Source organism: Azospirillum sp. TSH64, from assembly GCF_003116035.1.
GTDB lineage: Bacteria > Pseudomonadota > Alphaproteobacteria > Azospirillales > Azospirillaceae > Azospirillum.
In genome coordinates this window covers 175,214-197,430 of the sequence record NZ_LGQW01000015.1, presented here as the reverse complement: position 1 = coordinate 197,430, position 22,217 = coordinate 175,214, and the positions used below count along the sequence as shown (strand labels likewise).

The 22,217-nt window shown below is 68.4% G+C and carries 17 protein-coding genes; 4 read left to right on the top strand and 13 right to left on the bottom strand.

Going from position 1 to position 22,217, the window contains the following annotated elements; genetic code table 11:
* Window positions 1-61 precede the first annotated feature (61 nt).
* Both TSH64_RS02320 and TSH64_RS02315 read left to right on the top strand, forming a co-directional pair.
* Window positions 62-3,058 carry a tetratricopeptide repeat protein gene (locus TSH64_RS02320; RefSeq protein ID WP_109095375.1) on the top strand — a complete coding sequence of 999 codons (2,997 nt, stop codon included), beginning with the start codon at window positions 62-64 and terminating at the stop codon, window positions 3,056-3,058.
* A gap of 330 nt (window positions 3,059-3,388) precedes the next feature.
* Window positions 3,389-4,276: a glycosyltransferase family 2 protein gene (locus TSH64_RS02315; RefSeq protein ID WP_109095374.1), complete on the top strand. Its 888-nt coding sequence runs from the start codon at window positions 3,389-3,391 to the stop codon at window positions 4,274-4,276.
* A gap of 23 nt (window positions 4,277-4,299) precedes the next feature.
* Here TSH64_RS02315 and TSH64_RS02310 read toward each other — a convergent pair whose 3' ends face one another.
* The 7 genes from TSH64_RS02310 to TSH64_RS02280 form a co-directional block, all read right to left on the bottom strand.
* A complete protein-coding gene (locus TSH64_RS02310; protein ID WP_109095373.1) occupies window positions 4,300-5,337 on the bottom strand; it encodes a hypothetical protein in 1,038 nt (345 codons plus the stop codon).
* A gap of 75 nt (window positions 5,338-5,412) precedes the next feature.
* Window positions 5,413-6,435 (bottom strand): GDP-mannose 4,6-dehydratase, encoded by a 1,023-nt coding sequence (locus tag TSH64_RS02305; RefSeq protein ID WP_109095372.1) that lies wholly within the window; start codon window positions 6,433-6,435, stop codon window positions 5,413-5,415.
* A complete protein-coding gene (locus tag TSH64_RS02300; protein ID WP_158285325.1) occupies window positions 6,423-7,391 on the bottom strand; it encodes an NAD(P)-dependent oxidoreductase in 969 nt (322 codons plus the stop codon). The genes TSH64_RS02305 and TSH64_RS02300 overlap by 13 nt, the downstream gene beginning before the upstream one ends.
* A 24-nt stretch (window positions 7,392-7,415) precedes the next feature.
* Window positions 7,416-8,771 carry a lipopolysaccharide biosynthesis protein RfbH gene (rfbH, locus tag TSH64_RS02295; protein WP_109095370.1) on the bottom strand — a complete coding sequence of 452 codons (1,356 nt, stop codon included), beginning with the start codon at window positions 8,769-8,771 and terminating at the stop codon, window positions 7,416-7,418.
* Between the two features lie 46 nt (window positions 8,772-8,817).
* Window positions 8,818-9,900, bottom strand: a complete 1,083-nt coding sequence (gene rfbG / locus TSH64_RS02290) for a CDP-glucose 4,6-dehydratase (RefSeq protein WP_199237395.1) — start codon at window positions 9,898-9,900, stop codon at window positions 8,818-8,820.
* 20 nt (window positions 9,901-9,920) lie between these two features.
* On the bottom strand, window positions 9,921-10,691 hold the full coding sequence (rfbF, locus tag TSH64_RS02285; protein ID WP_109095369.1) for a glucose-1-phosphate cytidylyltransferase: 771 nt from the start codon (window positions 10,689-10,691) through the stop codon (window positions 9,921-9,923).
* A 124-nt stretch (window positions 10,692-10,815) separates the two neighbouring features.
* On the bottom strand, window positions 10,816-11,625 hold the full coding sequence (locus tag TSH64_RS02280) for an FkbM family methyltransferase (RefSeq protein ID WP_158285324.1): 810 nt from the start codon (window positions 11,623-11,625) through the stop codon (window positions 10,816-10,818).
* 218 nt (window positions 11,626-11,843) lie between these two features.
* On the opposite strand from TSH64_RS02280, the gene asnB reads away from it, so the two are divergent.
* Window positions 11,844-13,760 carry an asparagine synthase (glutamine-hydrolyzing) gene (asnB, locus tag TSH64_RS02275; RefSeq protein WP_109095367.1) on the top strand — a complete coding sequence of 639 codons (1,917 nt, stop codon included), beginning with the start codon at window positions 11,844-11,846 and terminating at the stop codon, window positions 13,758-13,760.
* Window positions 13,761-13,810: 50 nt separating this feature from the next.
* The gene (locus TSH64_RS02270; RefSeq protein ID WP_247872692.1) at window positions 13,811-15,700 is read left to right on the top strand and encodes a hypothetical protein; all 1,890 of its coding nucleotides are present in this window, start codon (window positions 13,811-13,813) and stop codon (window positions 15,698-15,700) included.
* 66 nt (window positions 15,701-15,766) lie between these two features.
* Here TSH64_RS02270 and TSH64_RS02265 read toward each other — a convergent pair whose 3' ends face one another.
* From TSH64_RS02265 to TSH64_RS02240, 6 genes are all read right to left on the bottom strand, one after another.
* Window positions 15,767-16,789 (bottom strand): glycosyltransferase family 2 protein, encoded by a 1,023-nt coding sequence (locus tag TSH64_RS02265; RefSeq protein WP_109095365.1) that lies wholly within the window; start codon window positions 16,787-16,789, stop codon window positions 15,767-15,769.
* Window positions 16,790-16,962: 173 nt separating this feature from the next.
* On the bottom strand, window positions 16,963-17,715 hold the full coding sequence (locus tag TSH64_RS02260; protein ID WP_109095364.1) for a glycosyltransferase: 753 nt from the start codon (window positions 17,713-17,715) through the stop codon (window positions 16,963-16,965).
* Window positions 17,716-17,827: 112 nt separating this feature from the next.
* Window positions 17,828-18,859 (bottom strand): lysylphosphatidylglycerol synthase transmembrane domain-containing protein, encoded by a 1,032-nt coding sequence (locus TSH64_RS02255; protein ID WP_247872691.1) that lies wholly within the window; start codon window positions 18,857-18,859, stop codon window positions 17,828-17,830.
* Between the two features lie 110 nt (window positions 18,860-18,969).
* Complete coding sequence (locus TSH64_RS02250) at window positions 18,970-19,749, bottom strand: class I SAM-dependent methyltransferase (RefSeq protein WP_109095363.1); 780 nt, start codon at window positions 19,747-19,749, stop codon at window positions 18,970-18,972.
* A complete protein-coding gene (locus tag TSH64_RS02245) occupies window positions 19,746-20,630 on the bottom strand; it encodes a class I SAM-dependent methyltransferase (RefSeq protein ID WP_109095362.1) in 885 nt (294 codons plus the stop codon). The genes TSH64_RS02250 and TSH64_RS02245 overlap by 4 nt, the downstream gene beginning before the upstream one ends.
* Window positions 20,631-20,883: 253 nt before the next feature.
* On the bottom strand, window positions 20,884-22,113 hold the full coding sequence (locus TSH64_RS02240) for a glycosyltransferase family 4 protein (RefSeq protein WP_109095376.1): 1,230 nt from the start codon (window positions 22,111-22,113) through the stop codon (window positions 20,884-20,886).
* Between the last annotated feature and the right edge of the window lie 104 nt (window positions 22,114-22,217).

Genomic DNA, 22,217 nt, shown 5'->3' with positions numbered 1-22,217 from the left:
GATCCCGTCTTCTCCCGCACCTGTCACCCCTGGCCTCCTTCCAGCCCAAAGGTCCAGTTCCATGACCACCGACAGCGCAACCGGGCCCGCCGGCCTTCCGACCGGCCAAAGCGGTCCGGACCATCAGGCCGCGGGCCAACGTCTGGCGCAGGTGCTGGATCTGTGCCGGTCCGGCCGGCCGGAGGAGGCTGAGGAGCCGTACCACGCGCTGTGCGGCACCCCGCCGCAGGATCCGGCCGCGCTGCTGTCGCTGGCCGACGCCGCCCGCATCCTGGGCCGGCCGGCCGACAGCGTGGCCTGGGCCGAAGCGGCGGTGCGCAGGCAGCCTGACAGGGTGGAGGGCTGGAGCGTGCTTGCCCTGGCCTTCATCGCCGCCGGCCGTGTCGACGACGGCTATGCCGCCGCAGCCGAAGCGCTGCGCCGGACAGGACATGAGGAGGCGGGTGGAGCGGCCGCGGTCCAGGCCCACCGGGCGCAGGCGCTCGCCCGGCTGCGCCGCGGCCATCTGGCCGAAGCGGCGGCGGCCTGCGACACGGCCCTGCGCCTTGCCGGCGGCGCGGCGCAGCCGGCCCAGCCGTTGCGGCAGGCGCAGGCTGAGGCGCTCGGCACCCTGGCGCTGGTCCGCATGCTGGAAGGCCGCGTCGATGAGGCCGAGGCGCTGTTCCGCCGCGCGCTCTCCCATCGCCCCGTCTTGCCGGAAATCCTGGGTAACCATGCCTCGCTGCTGGCCCGGCTCGGCCGCAACGAGGAGGCGCTGGAACAGGCCGAGCAGGCGGTGGCGCTGCGCCCGCGGCTGGCGGGAACGCTGCATCTGATCGGCACCCTGCACCATCGCAGCGGCCAGCTTGAATCGGCGATTGCCGCCTTCCACCGCGTGCTGACAATCGATCCCGGCCATCTCGATGCCCGGCTGCTGCTGGCCGACAGCCTGCGCGTCGCCGGCCACTGGACGGAAGCCGTCACTGTCTGCCGCGACGGTCTGGCGCTCATCGCCGATCCGGACGACAGGACCAGGACGGCGCTGCTGGCCAACCTCGGCACCGCCCTGCAGAGCGGCGGCGACGCCGCAGGCGCACTGGAGGCCTATGGCGCCGCGCTGCGCCTCACCCCCGACCTGCCGGAGGTCCACAACAACCTCGCCCGCCTGCACCAGGAGACCGGCAACCCCGACGCCGCCATCGAGGATCTGCGCCGCGCCGCCGCCGGCCGGCCGCTTCCCCTGCCGTTGCGCCGAACGCTGCTGTCTCTGCTGATCGCCGCCGGCCGCACCGCCGAGGCGGAGACGGAGGCGTTCGGCATCGCCCGCACGGCTCCGGACGATGCGGAGCTGTGCTTCGGCATCGCCGCGCTGTTCCTGCAAGGCGGCTGGCGCGACCAGGCCCTGCCCTATGTGCGCAAGGCGATCCGCCTCGCCCCCGAGATGCCGCGCAACTGGATCGCCTTCGTCGAAGCCTTGCGCGACGCCGGGCCGCCCGCATCCGGCGAGGGGGTGGATGACGGCCTGCGCACCGACCTGCTGGCGGCGCTCGGGCGGCCGGAGGTGGAAAGCGCCGGCCTGTCCCGGGCCATCGCCGGCGTCCTGATGGCATCGCCAGTCCTCAAGGCCCTCGCCGCTCCGGATGCGGGAGACGGGGAAGACGGGCGGACGCTTGACGGGAAAAGTCTGGCGCTGCTGGCCGACGGCTCGCTCGCCGGGCTGGCGGAGGATGCGCTGCTGCTGGCCCACCTGCGCGCTACCCCGGTCTGCGATCCGCGGCTGGAACGGGCGCTGACCCGGCTGCGCCGGGTGCTGATGCTGGCGCTGACCGGTCCCGGCCTGCCCGACCGACCGTCCTGGCGCACCCTGTGCGCCGCCATCGCCGAGCAGTGCTTCCTCAACGAATATGTCTTCGCCGAGACCGACGGCGAATTCCAGGTGCTGGCGGTGCTGCTGCGCGCAGCGGAGGCGGCTTTGTCGAGCGGCGAGCAGCCACCGGCGGTTCTGGTCGCCCTGCTCGGCGCCTACCGGCCGCTCTACCGCTGGGAGCGGGCGGAGGCCCTGCAGGCTCAGTCCTGGCCCGAGGAGATCGCCCGGCTGCTGAACCGGCAGGTCGCCGAACCGCTGGCCGAGGCGGCGATCCAGGCGGAACTGCCGGAACTGACCCCGATCAACCACCCGGTGTCGGTCGGCGTGCGCGCCCAGTACGAGGAGAATCCCTATCCGCGCTGGATGACCACCGGGCTGCTGCCGGAGCCGATGCCGCTGTCCCGCTTCCTGCATGCCCTGTTCCCGCATGCCGCCCTGCCAGCCGCCCCCGCCTGGAACGCGCCGGGCCAGGAGGCGCCGGAGGTGCTGGTCGCCGGCTGCGGCACCGGACGGGAGGCGGTGTGGGCGGCCTCCACCCTGAAGAATGCACGGGTGCTGGCTGTCGACCTCAGCCGCCGCAGCCTTGCCTACGCCACGCGGCAGAGCCGGCGCCTGGGCCTGAAGACCATCGAGTTCGCCCAGGCCGACCTGCTGGAGCTGGGGGCACTGGGCCGCCGCTTCGACGTGATCCACAGCGTTGGCGTCCTGCACCACATGGAAGACCCGATGGCGGGCCTGCGCGTGCTGCGCGGGATGATGAACCCGCATGGCGTGATGGAGATCGGCTTCTACAGCGCCGCCGCCCGCCGCCCCATCCTGGCCGCCCGCCAGTTCATCACCGAGCGCGGCCATCCGCCGACCCTGGACGGCATCCGCCATGTCCGCCGCGACATTCTGGCCCTGCCGGAGGGTCATCCGGCGCGCACAGTCATCCATTCCCCGGATTTCTACGGCACCAGCGCCTGCCGAGATCTGCTGATGCACGTGCATGAACTGCACGTCACCCTGCCCTGGCTGGCCGACGCACTTGCCGCGCTGAAGCTGGAGTTCCTGGGCTTCCGGCTGGCCGATCCGGCGGTGGCGGCCCTCTACCGCAAGCGCTTCCCCGAGGATCCGGCGATGACCTCGCTGGCCCGCTGGGACCGGCTGGAGACGGAGCATCCGATGATCTTCGGCGGGCTGTATCAGGCCTGGGTGCGGGCACGAGAATGAAGAGAGGACCTGGAACAGTACAGGTGAAGTCGGTTCGCCCTGCCTTTTTCGGGATAACGTCGCTCCGCCGCTGGAAAGAGACATGGCAGGGAAAGATGTCATGAAGCAGCACGCAAGAGGAGAAGGTTCCATCCGCTTCCCGGCCCGCGCCCGCTCGACCATGCCACGCGTGCCGTTGCCTCTGGCTCTCGCTGGCTTGATGGCATCCACCTTTCCTGATAGGGCAGATCGCACAGGCAGGGTCCGGCATGCCGTCAGTCTTCATTGGATCACCGCAAACCCATCCAACGCTCGCATACAGCGCCACAACCAGCATCGGGCGACACAAACATGAGCACCACCATTTCCTCCCTGCTCGTCAGCATCCTGATCCCGGTCTACAACCGGGAGCGCGAGATCGAGGAAACGCTCCGCTCCGCGCTCTCCCAGACGGTGCGAGAGATCGAGGTGGTGGTGGTGGACAACGCCAGCACCGACGGCACCTGGGCGATCTGCGAAAGGCTCGCGACAGAGGATGGGCGGCTGCGCCTGTTCCGCAATGACACCAACATCGGCCCGGTCAACAACTGGCGCCGCTGTGTCGCCGAGGCGCGGGCGCCCGTTGCCAAGATCCTGTTCTCCGACGACTGGCTGGAGCCGACCTATTTGGAGCGCACCCTACCTCGGCTACAGGGGCGAGTCGCCTTCGTCTACACTCCGGCGAAGCTGATGGACGAGGCGGGGGCGTCGCACGGCACCATCCACCAGTATTTCGTCGACACCTTTCCGTCCGACACCTTCGTTTTCGAATACCTGTCGAATTTCGGCGGCCTGCCGGTGTCGCCCTGCGCCGCCCTGTTCCGCACCGCCGACCTGCGAGACGGCATCGTCAGCGATCTGGGCCCCGGCCCGGCGGGCAGTTCGGCCGCCGATTTCGAGGCGCATGGCGCCGGCCCCGACTGCCTGATCTATCTGATCGCCGCCAGCCGCTATCCCTATGTCGCCTATGTCGGCGAGCCCCTGGTCACTTTCCGGCGCGGCGGCATCACATCCGACCTCATTACCAGCGGGCGCTTCTTCACCTGCTACCATCATGCGCTGATGTGGTTCATGAAGTCGCCGATGGCCCCGCCGCCCGCCCGGCTGGCCGCCGCCGCCCTGTGGCGGCAGGAGGTGCGCGTCGCCCGCCGGGTCATCCCCTATGAGGACTATCTGCGAGCCTATGGGGTGGAATCCTGAGTGAAGAGGCCTGAACGCGGGCTTTATGCCGCCCGCGCCGCGATGTCCTGCTGGATGCGCTCCCAGATGCCGGTGAAGATGCGTTCCCAGGAATGCTGCTCTAGCACCTGCCGGACGACGCCGGCACTGCGCCGCTCATACTCCTCCTGCGGCATCGCCAGGGCGCGGGCGATGATAGCGCGGTTGACCTCGGCGTCCTGGGTCAGTTCGATGGCGTAGGGGGAGCGGAAGCCGCTTTCCGGCGTGACCATCGGCACTAGGCCGCGGGCGCAGTTCTCCAGGATGGCGGTGGCCTGGGCGTCGCGCGAACTGGCGTGGATGTAGAAGGCGCAGTTGTCCTTGATGAAGCGGTCCTGCTGGGCCGACGTGTTGTCGACCCAGCCGAGCGAGACGAAATCGTGCCCGTTCAGGCGAACGCGCTGGTAGGGGTGTGGGCGCAGCGCGCTGCTGCCGGCATGCAGGACAGCACCGGTGCCGGCGACGCTGTTCAGCAGTAGGTCGAAGCCCTTGTGCGGGGCGAGGTCGCTCATGTGCAGCAGGCCGCGCATGCTGGGCTGGGAATAGCCGCGCGGCGGAGCGAAGCGATGGCCTTCGCAGCCCATGTCGATGCGGACGATGCGGTCCTTGACCCGGCCCAACATGTCGTCGGCCGGCAGGGCCTGGATGCGCTCGTACCAGTAGTCGCCGCAGATGCCGAAGATCAGCCGGGCCGCCCGGAGCTGGCTGTCCATGAAGGGACTCCAGCTCTTGTGCTCCTCCACCGGTTCGGGCAGCAGCGGCAGCATCAGGTAGGTGTTGGGATGGGCCGGCTGGCCGGGTTCCAGCGCGTTGTCGCGCACCCAGTCGTCGGCAAGCCCGCCGGCGGAATCGAAACTGGTGTGGCCCAGTAAGATGTCCGCCGGGTTCCGCGTGACGCGCGAGGCGTTGAAGCTGTCGAGATGCACGTCGGTGAAGCGGCCGAGCATGCGGCGCGCATGCTTGCAGATCTCCGCGTTGTTCGCCTCGTACTTGTCGTAGGAGTCGCGGTAGAAGGTGTAGGGCGTCCAGAAGAAATGCAGCATGCGATCCTCGAGCCTCGATGGGCGGCACTTTGCCGGCCCAGTGCATAAATAACCCAGTCGTCAGCGGCCCGGTCGTCAGCTTTGGCCGGCGATCCAGGCCAGCATGTCGGAAACGCCGCGCCGCGCATCGACCTTCGGCTCCCAGCCCAGCAGGCGGCGGGCCTTGGCGATGTCGGCCACGAAGATGCGCTGGTCGCTGATGCGCGGCGGCAGCCGCTCGAACGGCATCTCCACCCCGTGCAGTTCTTCTAGCAGGCGGAACAGCTCCAGCAGCGACAGGCTGTTGGCCATGCCGCCGCCGATGTTGAACACCTGCCCCGCCACCGCGTCGGCCCGCTCCACCGCGCTGAAATAGAGGCTCTTCATGTCCTCGGCATGCAGCACGTCGCGCACCTGCTTGCCGGTGCCGCTGATGGTGAAGGGGGCCATCAGCTGGCCGCGCCCGGCCTGGACCGCCAGACCGCAAAACCAGCCGACCCAGCCCTGGTCAGCGGTGGCGAACTGCCGGCCGCCATACATGGAGGAGTGGCGGAACACCACGGTGCGCAGCCCGAATACCCGATGGTGGTCCAGCATCATCTGGTCGGCCGAGCCCTTCGAGGTGCCGTAGGGCGAATGGAAGTCGAGCGGGGCGGTCTCGTCGAAGCCGTTGGGGAAGGCCGGGGCGACGTAGCGGGTCTCCGTCTCCTCGTAGGGCGTCCATTCCAGATCGCCATAGACCTTGTTGGTGGAGCTGTAGAGCACGAGGGCGTCCGGCGCCGAGCGTCGCACCGCGTCCAGCAGGTTGAAGCTGCCCAGCGCATTGACCTCGAAATCCAGCCGCGGGTCGGCCAGCGAGGTGGTCATCGCCACCTGTCCCGCCAGATGGAAGACCACGTCGGGACGCAGCTCCGCCACCGCGCGCTGCACGTCGTTGGGATTGCGGATGTCGCCGTGGCGGAACTCGAACCCGCCCTGGCCGCGCAGCCAGTCGAGGTTCAGCGTGCTGCCCCGGCGGGACAGATTGTCGAAGACACAGAGATCCTCTCCACGCTCCAGAACGGCGGCGGCGAGGTTGCTGCCCAGGAAGCCGCAGCCTCCGGTGATCAGGTAGCGCACGGGAGAACTCCGAAATTTTCAGGCAGGGTTTCGGGCGGATTGAGAAAGGCTAGAACCCGCCGCATCCCTTCGTCCAGCGGGGTCGAGGCCCGCCAGCCGAGCCTTGCGGCGGCTTTCGCGGCATCGGCGACGATGCTCATCGCCTCGTCCGGGCGGTAGGGCAAGGCGCCCCAGACCAGGGAGTCGCCGCCATGGCCGACGGCCGCGGCCGCGGCCTCGCCCAAGGCGCGGATGGTGATCGGCGCGCCGGAGCCGAGATTGACGATCTCGCCGGCCGGGAAGTCCGCCGTCTCAGCCAGACGCAGGCAGGCCTCGGCCACGTCGCCGACATAGACGTAGTCGCGCAGCTGGCCGCCGGCGGTCAGTTCGGTCCGCCGGCCGTCGCGGCAGGCGCGCAGGATCATCGGCACGAACTTCGTGTCGTTCTCCAGCGGACCATACATGCCGAAGGGCCGGACAACGGCGAGCGCCAGCCCGCGCGACGCGGCGGTGCCGAGCGCCGCCAGGGTCGCCGCAGCCTTGGTGATGCCATAGAGGCTGCGCGGGGCCGGCAGCGCGTCCTCGCTGATCGGACGGTCGGAGGGGCCGTATTCGTAGCAGGTGCCGACATGGATGACGCGGCCGGCTTTCGCCTGGGCCGCCGCGCGTACCAGATGCAGCGTGCCTTCCAGATTGGTGCGGACCGACGCTGCCACGTCCTGAAACCGATAATCGACACCGTAGGCGGCGCAATGGACGATCAGGTCGGGACGCGCGTTGGCCACCGCCGCCGCGATCTCCTCCCCCGACGCCGTCAGGTCGAGCCGAACCGGCTCCGCCGCCACGCCGAGACGGGCGAGGCGCCAGTCGCCGCCGCCTTTCCGGCCGGCGGCCAGCACCGTCCAGCCGGCTCGGGCGAAACGGTCGGCGACATGCGCGCCGAGGAAACCGCCGGAGCCGGTTACGAGGACGCGCATTGGGACGCGCATCGCCCGGCCGCCTCAGCCGGCCGTCCGCGCCCGGACGAAACCGCGGATGATGTCCAGCATATAGTCGATGTGGGCGGCGGTCAGGCCGGGATAAACGCCGATCCACAGGGTGCGGGCGGTGATGATGTCGCTGTTCGTCAGCTCGCCGACGACACGGTGCGGTCGTCCCTTCATGTAGGGCTGGCGCAGCAGGTTGCCACCGAACAGCTGGCGCGTGCCGACGCGGGCGCGGGTCAACTCGCGGGTCAGCTCGTCGCGGCTGAAGGGCGCGCCGGCCGCCACCGTGATGGGAAAGCCGAACCAGGACGGGTCGCTGTTCGGTGTCGCCTCCGGCAGGATCAGCATGTCGGCCAATTCGGCCATCCCAGCTTTCAGGCGGGCGAAGTTCGCCTTGCGCGCCTCGATGAAGCCCTCCAGCCGGTCCATCTGGCCCAGCCCAACGGCGGCCTGCATATCGGTAATCTTCAGGTTGTAGCCGATATGGGAGTAAATATACTTGTGGTCGTAGCCGTGCGGCAGATCGCCGAGCTGCCAGTTGAAGCGCTGCTTGCAGGTGTTGTCCTGGCCCGGCTGGCACCAGCAGTCGCGTCCCCAATCGCGGAAGGATTCCAGCGAGCGCTTCAGCTTGGCGTTGCCGGTGAAGACCGCCCCGCCCTCGCCCATCGTGATGTGATGTGCCGGGTAGAAGCTGAGGGTGCCGACGTCGCCGAAGCTGCCGACCAGCTTGCCGTCATAGCGCGCGCCCAGCGCGTCGCAGCAATCCTCCACCACCCATAACCCGTGCTTCTCGGCGACGCGGGTGACGGCGGCGAGGTCGAAGGGGTTGCCCAGCGTGTGGGCCAGCATGATGCCGCGGGTACGTGGCCCCACCGCCTCTTCCAGCAGCCGCATGTCCATGTTGTAGGTCGGGATGTCGACGTCGAGGAAGACCGGGACCATCCCGTTCTGCAGGATCGGGTTCACCGTGGTTGGGAAGCCGGTGGCGCAGGTGATGATCTCGTCGCCAGGATTCAGCGCGCGGTCGCCCAGCAGCGGCGAGGTCAGCGCAGTCAGCGCCAAGAGGTTGGCCGACGAGCCGGAATTAACCGTCAGAACGTTACGGGCTCCGAGGAACTCGGCCAGCCGCTTTTCGAAGGCATCGTTGAAGCGGCCGGTGGTCAGCCAGAAATCGAGGGCGGAGTCCACCAGCAGCGCCATCTCCTCGCCGCCATAGACCTTGCCGCTGACGGGGACCGGCGAGCGTTCGGCGTCGAAGGGCCGGTCGGCATGGGCGACCTCCGCATATTCGGCCACCAGATCGAGGATCCGGCGGCGCAGATCTTCCCGGCGATCCGCGGAGCCGGCCGGCGAGGAGGAAGAGGAGGTCATGACGGTCTCACGGAAGGAACGGTGATGCGGAAGGGCGCCGGCCGCCTCAGGCGACCGGACGGGCCTCGTTATACGCAAGAAGCTGGGCCGACATAAGGGCGGGGATGTCCCCGCCGCGGCCATAGGCGCGATACCACTCGACGGTGCGGGCCAGCGTCTCCGCCAGATTCCAGCGCGGCGCCCAGCCCAGCCGCTGCCGCGCCTTGGCGCAGTCGAGCGCCAGGAAGCGATTCTCGTGCGGGCCGGCGGGGCCGCTGTTGTCGATCCAGGCGGCACCGTCGCCCCACAGCGCGGCAAGCCGGTCGGCCACCCAATGGACCGGGCGGGCGCTGCCCTCGGCCGGGCCGAAGTTCCAGCCCTCGGCATGGGTCGCCGGCTCGGTCCAGGCAGCTTCGGCCAGCATCAGATAACCGTGCAGCGGGTCCAGCACATGCTGCCAGGGCCGGGTTGAATGACGGTTGCGCACCACCGCCGGACGGCCGTCCAGGAAGGCGCGGATCAGGTCAGGGACCAGCCGGTCCTCCGCCCAGTCGCCGCCGCCCACCACGTTGCCGGCGCGGCCCGACACCAGGGCGACCGGGCTTTCCCCCGGCAGGAAGAAGGACTGGCGGAAGGCGGCGGTCACCAGTTCCGCACAGCCCTTGCTGTTGCTGTACGGGTCGCGGCCGCCCATCGGCTCGGTCTCGCGATAGCCCCAGACCCACTCGCGGTTCTCATAGCATTTGTCGCTGGTGACGTTGACCACCACGCGCACACTGTCGATCCGGCGCACCGCATCGAGCAGATGCACCGTGCCCATGACGTTGGTGGCGTAGGTCTCCACCGGGTCGCGGTAGGAGCGCAGCACCAGCGGCTGGGCCGCCATGTGGATGATGATGTCGGGGTGGGCGGCGGACAGCGCCGCCTCCAGCCGATCGCGGTCGCGGATGTCGGCGATCTCGTTGCGGTGCAAACGCTCGCGCAGGCCCGCCGCCTCGAACAGGCTGGGGCTGGTTGGCGGCTCCAGCGCGTAGCCAGTGACGCGGGCTCCCATGGCGGAGAGCCAGAAGCCGAGCCAGCTTCCCTTGAAGCCGGTGTGGCCGGTCAGGAAAACCGACTTGCCGGACCAGAAGGACGCACTCGCGGACATGTGCGCGCTCATCGGGGCGGTCACCAGCTCTTCCAAGGCGGGTTGCCGGCGATCCACAGATCCTCCAGCAGGCGCTTGTCGCGGATGGTGTCCATGCACTGCCAGAAGCCGTCATGCTTCCAGGCATGCAGTTGGCCGTCCTCGACCAGACGGCGCAGCGGCTCCTGCTCCCACATGGTGTCGTCGCCGTCGATGTAGCGGCCGACCGTCGGCGACAGCACGAAGAAGCCGCCGTTGATGCGGGCGCCGTCGCCGGGCAGTTTTTCCTGGAAAGCAGAGATGCGGTCGCCCTCCAGTTCCACCAGACCGTAGCGGCCGGGCGGATGCACTACAGTCATGGTGGCGGCGCGGCCATGGGCCTTGTGGAAGGTGATCGCAGCGGAAATGTCCACGTTGCCGACGCCGTCGCCGTAGGTGAGGCAGAAGGCTTCCTCCCCCTCCAGATAGGGCAGCACCCGCTTGATGCGGCCCCCGGTCAAGGTGGATTCTCCGGTTTCGACCAGGGTGATGCGCCAGGGTTCGGCAAGGCGGCGGTGAACCTCGATCGTGTTGGTTCGCAAGTCGATGGTCACGTCCGAATTGTGAAGAGAATAGCTGGAGAAATATTCCTTGATGGCATAGCCTTTGTAACCCAGACAGATGACGAAGTCATTGATGCCGTGAGAGGAATAAATCTTCATGATATGCCAGAGGATCGGCTTGCCTCCGATTTCCACCATTGGCTTCGGACGCAGGTCCGTTTCTTCGGAAAGCCGCGTTCCAAGGCCGCCGGCAAGTATTACAGCTTTCATTTTCTGCAGCTCTTCCAGTTCAGAAATGGGCCTTGGTAGACTATTAATCAACCCATGAAAAAACGGTCAAGCACCGACGTTCGGGCTCGTCCATGGACTCCAAAGGTCACGGTGAAGAGTTGTCTCACTGCCACCAGGCGTGATCGTCGGTGATCTCGGGTTCGGGGATATGGATGTCGCTGCCCGGCGGCAAGGCGACGAGGTTGACGGCGCCGACCCCGCCGAACAGGTCGGTGGAGTTGCCGGCGAAGTTGTCGGGATGGAACAGGCGGGCCGTGTGCCACCAGACCCGGTAGCCCATCGACCGGATCAGCCCGATCAGGGCGGGCGAGCAGTCGCGCCGGTCGTTCTCGACATACAGCACCGGCCGGTGGCGCGCGATCAGCCCGCTGGCTCCGCGCAGCACCGCCTCCTCCATGCCCTCCACGTCGGCCTTCAGCAAGCGGCAGGACGGCAGGTTCAGGCTGTCCAGCGTCACCAGCGGAACCAGCTCGCCATGGTCCCACCCGCCGAGGCCGAGGGCGCCGAAATTGTTGGAGCAGTTCGGGTCGAGCGTCGGCACCCGGATGGTGCCGGCCTCGCTTCCCACCGCCATGCGCCGAGCCCGCACGCTGGTCACGCCGTTCAGGGCCAGATTGGCGGAAAGCAGGTTGAACAGCATCTCCTGCGGCTCGAAGGCGATGACGGTGCCCGATGGCCCGACGATGCGGGCCAGCGGCAGGGTCTGGGCGCCGATGTTGGCCCCAACCTCGACCACGACGTCCCCCGGACGCACGACCGAGCGGAACAGGGCCACCTCATACTCGGCATATTCGCCGTAGAGATCGAGGGAGCGGCCGACATAGCGGTCATTGCGGTTGTAGACCATCAAGCCGTGACGGCACGGGCGCATGCGGTTGAAGCCGCCTTCCAGATCCACCGGCCCACCGATCATCCACCCGCTCCCATCCGACCCGGCCAAGCTGGCCGCATACCACGCCCCCTGCTGTAGCCAAAGCAGGACCCGGAAGCCACGACTTTCCGCCCACGCGCCCGCTGTCCCCGCCTCGCCGGTACCCAGGGTCCGGCATTTCGCCATGGCACCCGGCCGGGGGAGGCGCTACACCTAGCCCCCGTCGCCACCCTCGGCAGTCCCTTCGGGAGAGCAGCCCCATGTGCGGTTTCGCCGGCTTCGCCGGACCCGGCGGCGAGCGCGACCTCGCCGTCATGACCAGAATCATCCGTTACCGCGGTCCCGACGACGACGGCGTCCATATCGACACCGGCGGCGCCTTGGCCGTGCATCTGGGATTCCGCCGCCTCGCCATCATCGACATCGAGGGCGGCCATCAGCCGATGGCCACGGCGGAAGGCGATCTGGTCATCGTCTACAACGGCGAGATCTACAATGCGCCGGAGCTGCGCCGCGCGCTGGAGCAGGCCGGCCACCGCTTCGTCACCGACCATTCCGACACCGAGGTGCTGCTGCACGGCTACCGGGAATGGGGCCTGGACATGCTGGAGCGGCTGAACGGCATGTTCGCCTTCTGCCTGTACGACCGCCGCCGGGGCCGGCTGGTCTTCGGCCGCGACCGTTTCGGCAAGAAGCCGCTGTTTTATGCCGAGACGGCGGACGGGCTGGTCTTCGCGTCGGAAGCCACCGCGGTGCTGTCGCACCCGTCGGTGCCGGACACGCTGGACCGCAAGGCCCTGGTCAAATATTTCGCCTACGGCTTCATCCCAGCGCCGCTGACCGCCCATGCCGCGGTGCGCAAGCTGCCGGGCGGCTGCAGCATGGTCTACGACCTGGCCAGCCGCCGGCTGTCGGTCAGCCGGTATTGGGAATACCGGATGGTGGTGGACGACCAGCCGCCGGGCAGCCCTGATGAGTGGGCCGAGGAACTGCGCGAGCTGCTGGACCGCGCGGTGGAACGCCGCATGCTGAGCGACGTGCCGGTCGGCTTCTTCCTGTCCGGCGGCATCGACAGCGCCGCCATCGTGGCGCTCGCGGCCCGGCACCGCGACCCGGTCACCATGAAGACCTTCACCATCGGCTTCGACGAGCCGAGCTTCGACGAGAGCGGCTATGCGGCCGACGCCGCGCGCCATTACGGCACCGACCATGCCTGCCGCACGCTGAATCTCGACACCGCGGCGGAAATGCTGCCGGAGTTGCTGGGCCGGCTGGACGATCCGATCGCCGATCCCTCCATCCTGCCGACGCATCTGCTGTCGCGCTTCGCCCGTGAACGGGTGACGGTGGCGCTGACAGGCGACGGTGGCGACGAGCTGTTCGCGGGGTATGACACCTTCGACGCGCTACGCACGGCGCGGCTCTACCACCATGCCGTCCCCCGCCCGCTGCACCGGCTGGCGGAGGCGGTGGCCCACCGGCTGCCGCGGTCGGACCGCAATATGAGCTTCGACTTCAAGCTGCGCCGGGCGCTGCGCGGGCTGGGGCACCGGCCGGCGCACTGGATGCCGGCCTGGCTGGGGCCGGCGTCGGTGGAGGAGGTCTCGCGGCTGTTCGGCGTCGAGCTGACCGCCGACGAGCTGTATGACGAGGCCGACGCGCTGTGGCGCTCGGGCGCCAGCCGGCACGACGTCGACCGCTCCATCGAGTTCTACGGCCGCTTCTATCTGGGCGAGAATTTGCTGATCAAGGCCGACCGCGCCAGCATGTTCTGCTCGCTGGAGACGCGCTCGCCCTTCCTCGACCGCGACCTCGTCGCCTTCGTCAGCCGCCTGCCGGCCGGCGTGAAGCTCCAGCCGAACGGCATTCGGGGCGGCACGCGAAAATGGATCCTGAAGAAGGCGATGGCTCCACTGCTGCCGCCGGCGATCCTGTCTCGGCCCAAGAAGGGCTTCGGCATCCCCTTGAGCCGCTGGCTGCGCCACCTGCCCCAGCCGCCGCTGGAAACTGCGGCGCGCATCGGGGTGGACGGCAAGTGGCTGGCGGCGCGCTGGGACGAACACCGCAGCGGGCAGGCCGACCACCGCGGCCTGCTGTGGGCCTGGACGGCGCTCGCCACCGCGCTGGACCGCCCGGCCCAGACCCCGGCACCGACCCCGATGGAAAACGCCGTATGAGCCTAGACAGTCTGGATCGCTCGTTCCCCCGGACGCGCGGGGGCGCGGACATGCACGATGCTGCCCGTTCCGAGGTCCCCGCCGGCCGCGCGTCGTCGTCCGCCCGCACCCTGGTCGGGCTGCTGCTGGGGGTGGGGGCGCTGATCGTCGCCTATCAGTTCGGCATGAACATGCATGCCAGCACCGGCCTGCCCTATTGGGACGATTGGGGCTATTTCTTCGGCACCGCCCAGGGCGTGCAGCAGCCACTGACCTTCCAGTCGATCTTCGCCAAGGACAGCGACCATGTCGCACCCTTCTTCAAGCTGCTGACCCACGGGCTGTGGCAGGCCATCGGCGTCGATTTCCTCACCTTCCGGCTGGTCGGCTGGCTGGCCTTCGCTGCCATGCTCGCCGCTTACGCCCTGGTGCTGCTGCGGGACTGCGTGCGCTCGGCCTGGGATGGGGTGCCGGTGGCGGCGGCCGGGCTGTTCCTGACCGGCACGTTGAACAACGAGTATTTCTATTACCAGCACATGGGGCTGGCCCAGCCGATCTTCTTCACCTGCCTGTTCCTGTTCCTCCATACGCTGGCCCGCGGGCGGCTGGTGCTGGCGACGCTGTTCCTGCTGGCTTTCGGTTCCACCGGTGTGTTCGGCGCCAGCTATGCCCTGGGGGCGGCCGGAGCGGGGGCGGTGCTGGCCCTGCGCCGGGACGGGGAGCGTGATGGCCGGACGCTGGTGGCGGTCGGCGGCGGTCTGCTGCTGACCGCGGCGATGCTGTGGATGACCTTCCACGGCTCCTACGCCAACCACACCGGCCAGCCGCTGGTGCTGCCCTGGCATAGCGGCTTCTGGGCCTTCCTGCTGGGCGCCTTCGCCACCGCCGCCGGCCTGCCGGTGGAGGCGGTGGGAGCCCCGCTGTCGCTGGCGGCGGGAGCGGCGGCCCTGGCGCTCTGCCTCATCCCGGCGGCGGGCCTGCTGCTGGGCCGCGCCGGGCGGGAGAGGCCCAATGCCGCGCTCGCCATTTCCGGGCTGATCGCCGGGACGGTGATCGTCACCATGACCACCGCGCTGGGCCGGGCCGGGCTGTGCGGCGAGGGCATCGCCAACGCCATGCGCTGCGGCACCATCCCGCGCTACGCCTATCCGGTGCTGCTGGCCTTCCCCGCCGCGGTCGCCGGCTGGACCCTGCTGTTCGGCCGCCGCACGAGGGTGGGAGCCGGGGCGGGAGCGTTTGCCGGGCTGGTGCTGGCGGCGGCGCTCGCCGTCGGCCATGGCGCCGGGACGGACGCCTTCTGGCGGCACTGGAGCGTCGCCGGCCTCAACCGCATGGTGGCGGAGCGCGACGGGGCGGCGGAGCGCTGCGTCGCCACCTATCTGCAAGCCATCCGCAAGCCGGCTGGGATGGACTGGAGCCAGCCGCTGGTCTGCCCGTCCGCCTCGCCGCGCAACATCGCGCCGTTCCTCCAGGCCGCCTACGATCTGAAGGCCGATTTCGTGCAGACGATCCTCGCCGATGCTGCGAGCCGGCCGGAGCGGGGAACGCTGGCCACTCTGTTGCAGGCGGGCAAGCTGGATGAAGCCTCGGCACAACTGCGGCTGGACATAGTGCCGCGCGACGGCGGCCAGGGGGGCGGACTGCTCGGCTCGCTCGACCGCTTCACGCAGCTTCCCTCCGGCTCACTGGCGGCACTCGGCTGGGCGGTCGATGCGGCGGTGCCGGCGCCGGCGGCCTTCGTCCTGCTGGGGGTGGGCGACCGCATCGTCGCGACCGCCCCGACCGGCGGTGCGCGGCCCGACGTCGCAACGGTCCTCAAGGACGGGCGGATGACCGACAGCGGCTTCGCCCTGCCCATTCCGCCCGAGCTGGCCGGCCAGCGGGTGCGGCTGTTCGTGCTGGGCCATGACGGCGAACTGAAGGAACTGACGCCGCCCGGCGGGGTGGCGGCGACGCCCTGACGATGCCCTGATGCGAAAAGGCCCCGCACCGGGAACGGTACGGGGCCTTTTCTTTATCGGGACCGATCAATCGCGGAGGCTGCGGTCCGGCGGAGGCTGTTCGTCGAAGTTCAGCATGGTCTTGATCGAATAATGGCTCTTGCCCTGGCTTTCAAAATAGATACGGACCAGCAGCTCGGCCAGCAGCCCCATCAGGATGCACATCACGCCGGTGACCAGCCCCATCGTCACCAGGAGCGGCAGCGGCGTCAGGATGAAGGAGATGCCGTCGACCAGCTTCAGGTAGATGGCATAGATGCCGGCCAGCACCGACAGCCCCATGAACATCAGGCCGGCGAAGCCGAAGATGTAGATCGGCTTGGTCTCGTACTGGGTCAGGAACTTCACGACGACGAGGTCGAGCACGACCTTCAGCACGCGCTCCAGCCCGTATTTCGACTGGCCGTGGCGGCGCGGGTGATGGCGCACCGGCATCTCGGTCAGCTTGGCGCCCTGCCAGCGGGCGTAGATCGGCACGAAGCGGTGCATCTCGCCATAGAGCCGGTAGCCCTGGAGCATCTGGCGCCGGTAGGCCTTCAGCGTGCAGCCATAATCGTTCAGCTTCACGCCGGAGATGGTGGAGATCAGCTTGTTGGCCATCCGGCTCGGCAATGTGCGCAGCAGGAAACCGTCCTGCCGGTCGGCGCGCCAGCCCGACACCACGTCGTAGCCCTCGTCCAGCTTCGACAGCAGGCCGGCGATGTCCTGCGGGTCGTTCTGGAGATCGCCGTCCATCGGCACGATGACGTCGCCGCGGGCATGGTCGATGCCGGCCATCATCGCCGCGGTCTGGCCGACGTTGCGGCGGAAATTGATGACGCGGATGCGGCTGTCGGACGCCACCCGCTGCAACTCCGCCTCCGTCCCGTCGATGGAGCCGTCATTGACGAAGATGACCTCGAAGCTGCGCCCCAGCCCGTCGAGCGCCGGGATCAGCCGGCCGCACAGAGGGGCGATGTTGTCCTCCTCGTTATAGACCGGGATCAGGACCGAGACGGAAACCGTGCCGGTGTCCGTGGTGGCGGATCCGGGGGCAAGCAGGAGGGTCATCGAACGGGTCCGGAGGCTGCTGTCATCTGTGGGTGCGATGCCGGGCCATGGTATGGCCGCAGGATCCGGCGAGCGCAACGGCTAATTGGGGCGCGGACTTGGCACGGCTCCCTGATCAAGGACAATGCCATGCGACGATGCCGCATCCCCTACAGATTTGGATGCCGCCTCAATCACGGAGTTGGAGGCACCACCCCCAGAAGCTCATCGGTTGTTTCGCGACGCTGGAAGGGCGTGTATTTGATCAACGCCGCATCGATTATCATCGACTTCCTGAACACGAAACATGTTTCTGTGTTGAACTCATAATCTTCGGCAACACCTAAATAAAGCTCATTCCAATCCTTCCATCTCACCCGTTCCAGGACGGACTTTCTAATGGATGGAAGACCGGATGCCACTTTCCATCCCGTAAAATGGCCATATGTGCTTTGTTTTTCCTTACATGACAGAAACCATCCTCCAGAAAAATTCTCATTGAATATATCATGATTCCAACGAACATTGAAATTTGTTGGTCTGTCTTGATTATATTGCGGAAATTCTTCTCCATCCATGATCATGGTATGGTTCAGGTGAACGATGTCCTGCGCTTCGAACATTGCCCTTATTATGGCGATGCGCTGCGGATGCACCTCATCGTCGGCATCCTGGTAGGAAATTACTTCATGAATTGCCCTCATCGAGCCGGCTTGCCGATTTGGCCCATGCCGCATGCGACCGTCATGCTTGATCAGGGTGAAATCGTCGAAAGCGGTCCCGATTGCGCCAACCTCGGACACGGCAGCTTTTGAGGCGAGAGGCGCCAAGCTCAGCGAGACGATCACCTGATCGGGTTTCACAGGTGCCGACGCATAGGTTTGGAGCAAGCGGGGAACGCAGGCAACGTCCCTGTGCGTGCATGGGATAACCAATGAAACTTTCATCCTGCCTACCCTATTGATCGGGCCTTCCCGATTGGCCCCGCTGATTGACTGGATTCGTCATGGCTCAAGACAGCGGCCATGTCCACTTCCGCGATCATGGCATTCAGGATGATCATCGATCGTCCGCCGGAATCCTTGTGGGAGGCTGTGCGTTCCAGTCGATCCCTCCGACGCCCTCGCGCGGCCCGGCCCCAGGCCGGCTGCGCAGGACCGTCAGGTCGATGACGGCGCCCAGCAACGCGACCATCGCCTGGAAGGCGAGGATGCCGAAGCCCAGCGCCAGCGACTGGGCATGCGGCACCCCGACCAGATCGAGCAGCCCGACCAGCGACGCCTCGCGCAGGCCGATGCCGGCGACGGTGACCGGCATCAGCACGATCACCGACATCAACCCGATCACCGCGCTCCACACCGAAAAGGGCTGGTCGATGCCCACCGCCAGGCCGAGCGACTGGCTGCCAGCGACCGCCGCCACCTGCACCGCGATCCCGACGGCGACCGACAGCAATGCCCGCCCCGGCCGGCGTGCCTGGTCGCGCCAGGCTTCCAGAAAGCGGCGCAGCGGGCCGAGGAGCCAGGCTTCGCGCTTCGGCCCGGCACGCCAGCCCAGCAGACCCAGAAGCAGCGTGCGCGCCGGCGCCCAGGCCAGCAAGGCGGTCGCCGCGACCAGCCCGGCCAGCACCAGCACCACCGCCACAAGCAGCCCGTCGCCGAAGCGTGCCGACTGCACCGCCAGCCCGCTGCCGGTCAACAGCAGCAGCCCGGCGATCCCCGTCACCTTGTCGAAGGCCACCGCCGAGACGATGCGGCCGCTGCCGATCTCTCCCTGCCCTTCGCCCCGCCCTTCGTCGCGGCTGAGGCGGTAGGCCTTCACCGCCTCCCCCGCCAGTTGGCCCGGCAGCACCAGCGCATAGAGCTGCGCCACCAGCGTGTAGGCAAGCAGCCGCCCCGCCCGCAGTTCCGGCAGCAGCACCCGCAGCTTCAGCGCGTTCAGCACATGCATCAGGAAGAACAGCAGGCCGGCGAGCGCCATCAGCCCCGGCGAGGCCACCGCCAGCACCCGCACGACCTCCGCCACGTCGACCCGCCACAGCAACAGGGCGACCAGCAGCACGCTGACCAGGGCCTTCAGGCGGGGGCGCATCTAAAGACACCTTTTCATGAAATCATGATGTGATGAAATAAAACCATACCCTCCCTTCATGGGCCCGGCGGAGCGAAGACCCGCCGGGCCCATGAAGGGAGGCAGGAAACTCACGACCCCGGCCGGCGGGCCAGCACGTAGATGTAGTCGCCGTGCGACCAGGAGTTCAGGCGGAAGATGTGGTACAGCGCCTCGGCGAGGAAGCGGCGGCCGGGACCGTAATCGCCCTCGGTGCCCTGGCCGCTGGCGGCCCCCAGCACGTTGCGGTAGAGCGGCGAGAAGAAGGGGAAGCCCCATTCCACCACCCGTTCGATCTCCAGCCCGACCGACTTGATCTTGGCCTGCAGCTCGCCGCGGGCATAGTTGCGGTGGTGGCCGACCGTGCGCTCGAAGTCGCGCATCCGGCCCTGCAGGGTGGAGACCAGCAGGTAGCGGCCGGTCATGGCGGCGAGGTTGCGGAGTGCCGCGACATCGTCCTCGATATGCTCGACCACGTCGGTGCAGACCACCAGGTCGAAGCGGCGGTCGAGATGGCCGGCGGCGACGTCGAGCAGGCCGAACTCGGCATTGGGCGCCCTGCGGCGGGCGACGTCGATGGCCTTGGCGGCGAAGTCGAGGCCGGTGTAGCTGGCCTGCGGCTTCAGCGGCATCAGGGTGGCGAGCAGCGAGCCCTGGCCGCAGCCGACGTCAGCCAAGCTGTCGTAATTCAGCGGGCGCACCATCTCGGTGACGATGCGGCGCAGATGCCGGCCGGTCGGGCCGTATTTGCGCATGTCGTTCCAGCGACGCTCCCAGCTGTCGTCGTAATCGACGCCACCGGGATGGTCAGCCGCCGCCGCGGGCAAGGGAGTGGAGAGGGGAGTGGCGGACTTGAATGCGTCGTCGCTCATGCGGGCCTCCGGCGCAGGATGAATTCGTTGCAACCCGTCGGCACGCGCGGCGGACGGACCTCCAGCATGTCGAAGCCGAGCGCGTCCATCCGCGCCCGCACCTCGTCGGCACTGGCATATTCGTAGGGGTAGCCGCCGAGCCAGTCGGTGACGTCCACCCAGAACTCCATGCCGCGCTCCTTGCGCAGCGGGTTGGCTCCGGTGATCGCCCAGGTCGCCAGGAACATCAGTGAGCCCAGCGTCCAATCCCAGACTTTCCGCAGGAAGCTCGGCGACAGGTTGTAGACGATCTTGATCAGGGTCCAGATCGGCGAGGTCCAGTGGCGGTTGTAGAGCGCCAGCACGAAGGTACCGCCCGGCGCCACCAGCGGCGCCACCGTCTCGATCGCCGGCCACATGGAGCCGGTGTGGTGCAGCGAGCCCCAGGCATAGACCACGTCGAAGCGGCCGAGCGAGCCGGCGAAGCTGCTGTCCAGCGCAGACCCGCGGCGGAACTCGATGCGGTCGGCCAGATCCGGTGCGAAGCGGCCCAGGTTGCGGCGGGCGACCTCGACCCCGGTGGGGTTGACGTCGAAGCCCAGCGCACGGGAAACGCCCAGCTTGCCGGCGGCGATGGTGAACAGGCCGGAGCCGGAGCCGACGTCGCAGAAGCTGGCGTCCTTCAGCCGGTCGGTCCCGACCAGCCCCTTCAGGCTGTCGATGGCCGCCACCAGCCGCGGCTCGTCCAGCACCGTGCGCGAGTAATGGTCCCAGTTCTCGCCGAAATCGAAGGCCAGGGCGGATGGTCCGGCCGGGGTGCCGCCCCTGCCTTCCGCCGTCTTCACCGGTTCCGCCACGCTGTCCGATCCCTTGCTGTCCGATCCGCTCTGCCGCGCCGCCATACGCTCCCGAAAGCCATCGGATGTCAACAGCACGTCAAGCGGGGGGCGTGGCGGCACATATCCTTGGAGGGGCGGAGAGCGGGAGCCAAGATGAACACGGACGTCACGGATGTGGCGTTGCGGGGCAGTCGCTCCCCGGGACGGCAGAGGCGCCGCCAAGATCAGAAAAATCCGTGAAATCCGTGTTTTAATCTGTGACATCCGTGGAGCTGTTGCAAAGCCTTCCCGCACTTCGCGCGGGAACTCGAACGCCTCACTCCGCCTGCGCCGACCGGACACGTCCCGCCGCGGCGCGGCCGACGAGCGCCAGATCGCGGTAGGCGGCGGCAACGGCCCGCCAGGAAAAATGCTCGACCACCCGGCGGCGGCCGCCCTCACCCAGGCGGCGGCGCAGGGCCGGATCCTCAGCCAGGCGTGCCAGTGCCGCGGCAAGCGCCGGCGTGTCGTCGGCGTCCAGCATCAGGCCGGTCTCCTCCTCCACCACCAGATCGCGGTTGCCGGCGATGCGGGTCGCCACCACGGGCAGGCCGGCAGCCATCGCCTCCAGCACCACGTTGGGCATGCCCTCGTCGCGCGAGGGGAAGACGAAGATATCGGCGGCGCGGTAGGCGGCGGGAAGCTCGTCGCGCCCGAGCCAGCCGCGGAAGGCGATACGCTCCGACAAGGCGAGCCGGGCGGCCTGCGCCTCCAGCTCCGGCCGCGCCGGGCCATCGCCGACAATGGTCAGGCCGATGCGGCTGCGCGTCCCGGCGGGCAGGGATGCGAGCGCCTCGAACAGCACGTCCAGCCCCTTCTGCCGCACCACCCGGCCGACGAACAGCAGCGACAGGCGGTCACCGGCATTTCCGCCATCGGCCGTCTTCGGATCGACTGTCTTTGGATCGGCCGGCCCGGCATCGGCCGGCGAGAAGCGGGTGGCGTCGACACCGTTGGGGATGATGGCGATGGGCTGGTCCGGGGCGAAGCGGCGGGCAAGCCCGGCCAGCCCATCGCTGTTGGCCACGACGGCGGAGGACCGGCGCCACAGCCAGCCGATCACCGGCCCGGCCAGCCGGTGGTAGAGCGAAATGCCGTCATACTGGAAGCCCGGCACGTCACCGCCGCGCAGGCTGACGACATAGGGCACGCCGGACAGCGCCTTCACCATCCAGGCGGCAGGGCCGCAGGGCAGGCCGAAATAGGCGATGGTGGCGTCCGCACGCCAGCGGGCGGCGATCAACGGCGCCATCACCAGCGAGCTGGCGAGGAAGGCCAGCATCTCCACCACCGAACTGCGGTCGCGGCGGCGGCGCAGGGTCGGGATGCGGCGAATCTCGACCCCGTCGGCCCGCCGTTCCACCCGCGGCAGGTCGCCGAAGGCGGAGGTCAGCACCAGCACCTCTTCGCCCAATGCCGCCAGTTCGCGGGCGGTGTTGTCGGTGGCGTTGGCCGCCCCGCCGCCGAGCGGCGGAAACTCGTAATTGATCAGCAGAAGCCGCGCCATGCCGTCCGCCACACTCCCCGTTCGACGAGCGCCATTGATGCGGGGGCGGGGAGTGCGATGCAACAGCCATCACGCGGAGAGCAGCGGTTCGCGACGGATGGAAG

Excerpts from the sequence above, each read along its gene's own strand:
- TSH64_RS02320 (WP_109095375.1), top strand. The coding sequence starts at position 62 with ATGACCACCGACAGCGCAACCGGGCCCGCCGGCCTTCCGACCGGCCAA.
- TSH64_RS02315 (WP_109095374.1), top strand. The coding sequence starts at position 3,389 with ATGAGCACCACCATTTCCTCCCTGCTCGTCAGCATCCTGATCCCGGTC.
- TSH64_RS02310 (WP_109095373.1), bottom strand. The coding sequence starts at position 5,337 with ATGCTGCATTTCTTCTGGACGCCCTACACCTTCTACCGCGACTCCTAC.
- TSH64_RS02300 (WP_158285325.1), bottom strand. The coding sequence starts at position 7,391 with ATGCGCGTCCTCGTAACCGGCTCCGGCGGTTTCCTCGGCGCGCATGTC.
- rfbH (WP_109095370.1), bottom strand. The coding sequence starts at position 8,771 with ATGACCTCCTCTTCCTCCTCGCCGGCCGGCTCCGCGGATCGCCGGGAA.
- rfbG (WP_199237395.1), bottom strand. The coding sequence starts at position 9,900 with ATGTCCGCGAGTGCGTCCTTCTGGTCCGGCAAGTCGGTTTTCCTGACC.
- rfbF (WP_109095369.1), bottom strand. The coding sequence starts at position 10,691 with ATGAAAGCTGTAATACTTGCCGGCGGCCTTGGAACGCGGCTTTCCGAA.
- TSH64_RS02280 (WP_158285324.1), bottom strand. The coding sequence starts at position 11,625 with ATGATCGGTGGGCCGGTGGATCTGGAAGGCGGCTTCAACCGCATGCGC.
- asnB (WP_109095367.1), top strand. The coding sequence starts at position 11,844 with ATGTGCGGTTTCGCCGGCTTCGCCGGACCCGGCGGCGAGCGCGACCTC.
- TSH64_RS02270 (WP_247872692.1), top strand. The coding sequence starts at position 13,811 with ATGCACGATGCTGCCCGTTCCGAGGTCCCCGCCGGCCGCGCGTCGTCG.
- TSH64_RS02265 (WP_109095365.1), bottom strand. The coding sequence starts at position 16,789 with ATGACCCTCCTGCTTGCCCCCGGATCCGCCACCACGGACACCGGCACG.
- TSH64_RS02260 (WP_109095364.1), bottom strand. The coding sequence starts at position 17,715 with ATGAAAGTTTCATTGGTTATCCCATGCACGCACAGGGACGTTGCCTGC.
- TSH64_RS02255 (WP_247872691.1), bottom strand. The coding sequence starts at position 18,859 with ATGCGCCCCCGCCTGAAGGCCCTGGTCAGCGTGCTGCTGGTCGCCCTG.
- TSH64_RS02250 (WP_109095363.1), bottom strand. The coding sequence starts at position 19,749 with ATGAGCGACGACGCATTCAAGTCCGCCACTCCCCTCTCCACTCCCTTG.
- TSH64_RS02245 (WP_109095362.1), bottom strand. The coding sequence starts at position 20,630 with ATGGCGGCGCGGCAGAGCGGATCGGACAGCAAGGGATCGGACAGCGTG.
- TSH64_RS02240 (WP_109095376.1), bottom strand. The coding sequence starts at position 22,113 with ATGGCGCGGCTTCTGCTGATCAATTACGAGTTTCCGCCGCTCGGCGGC.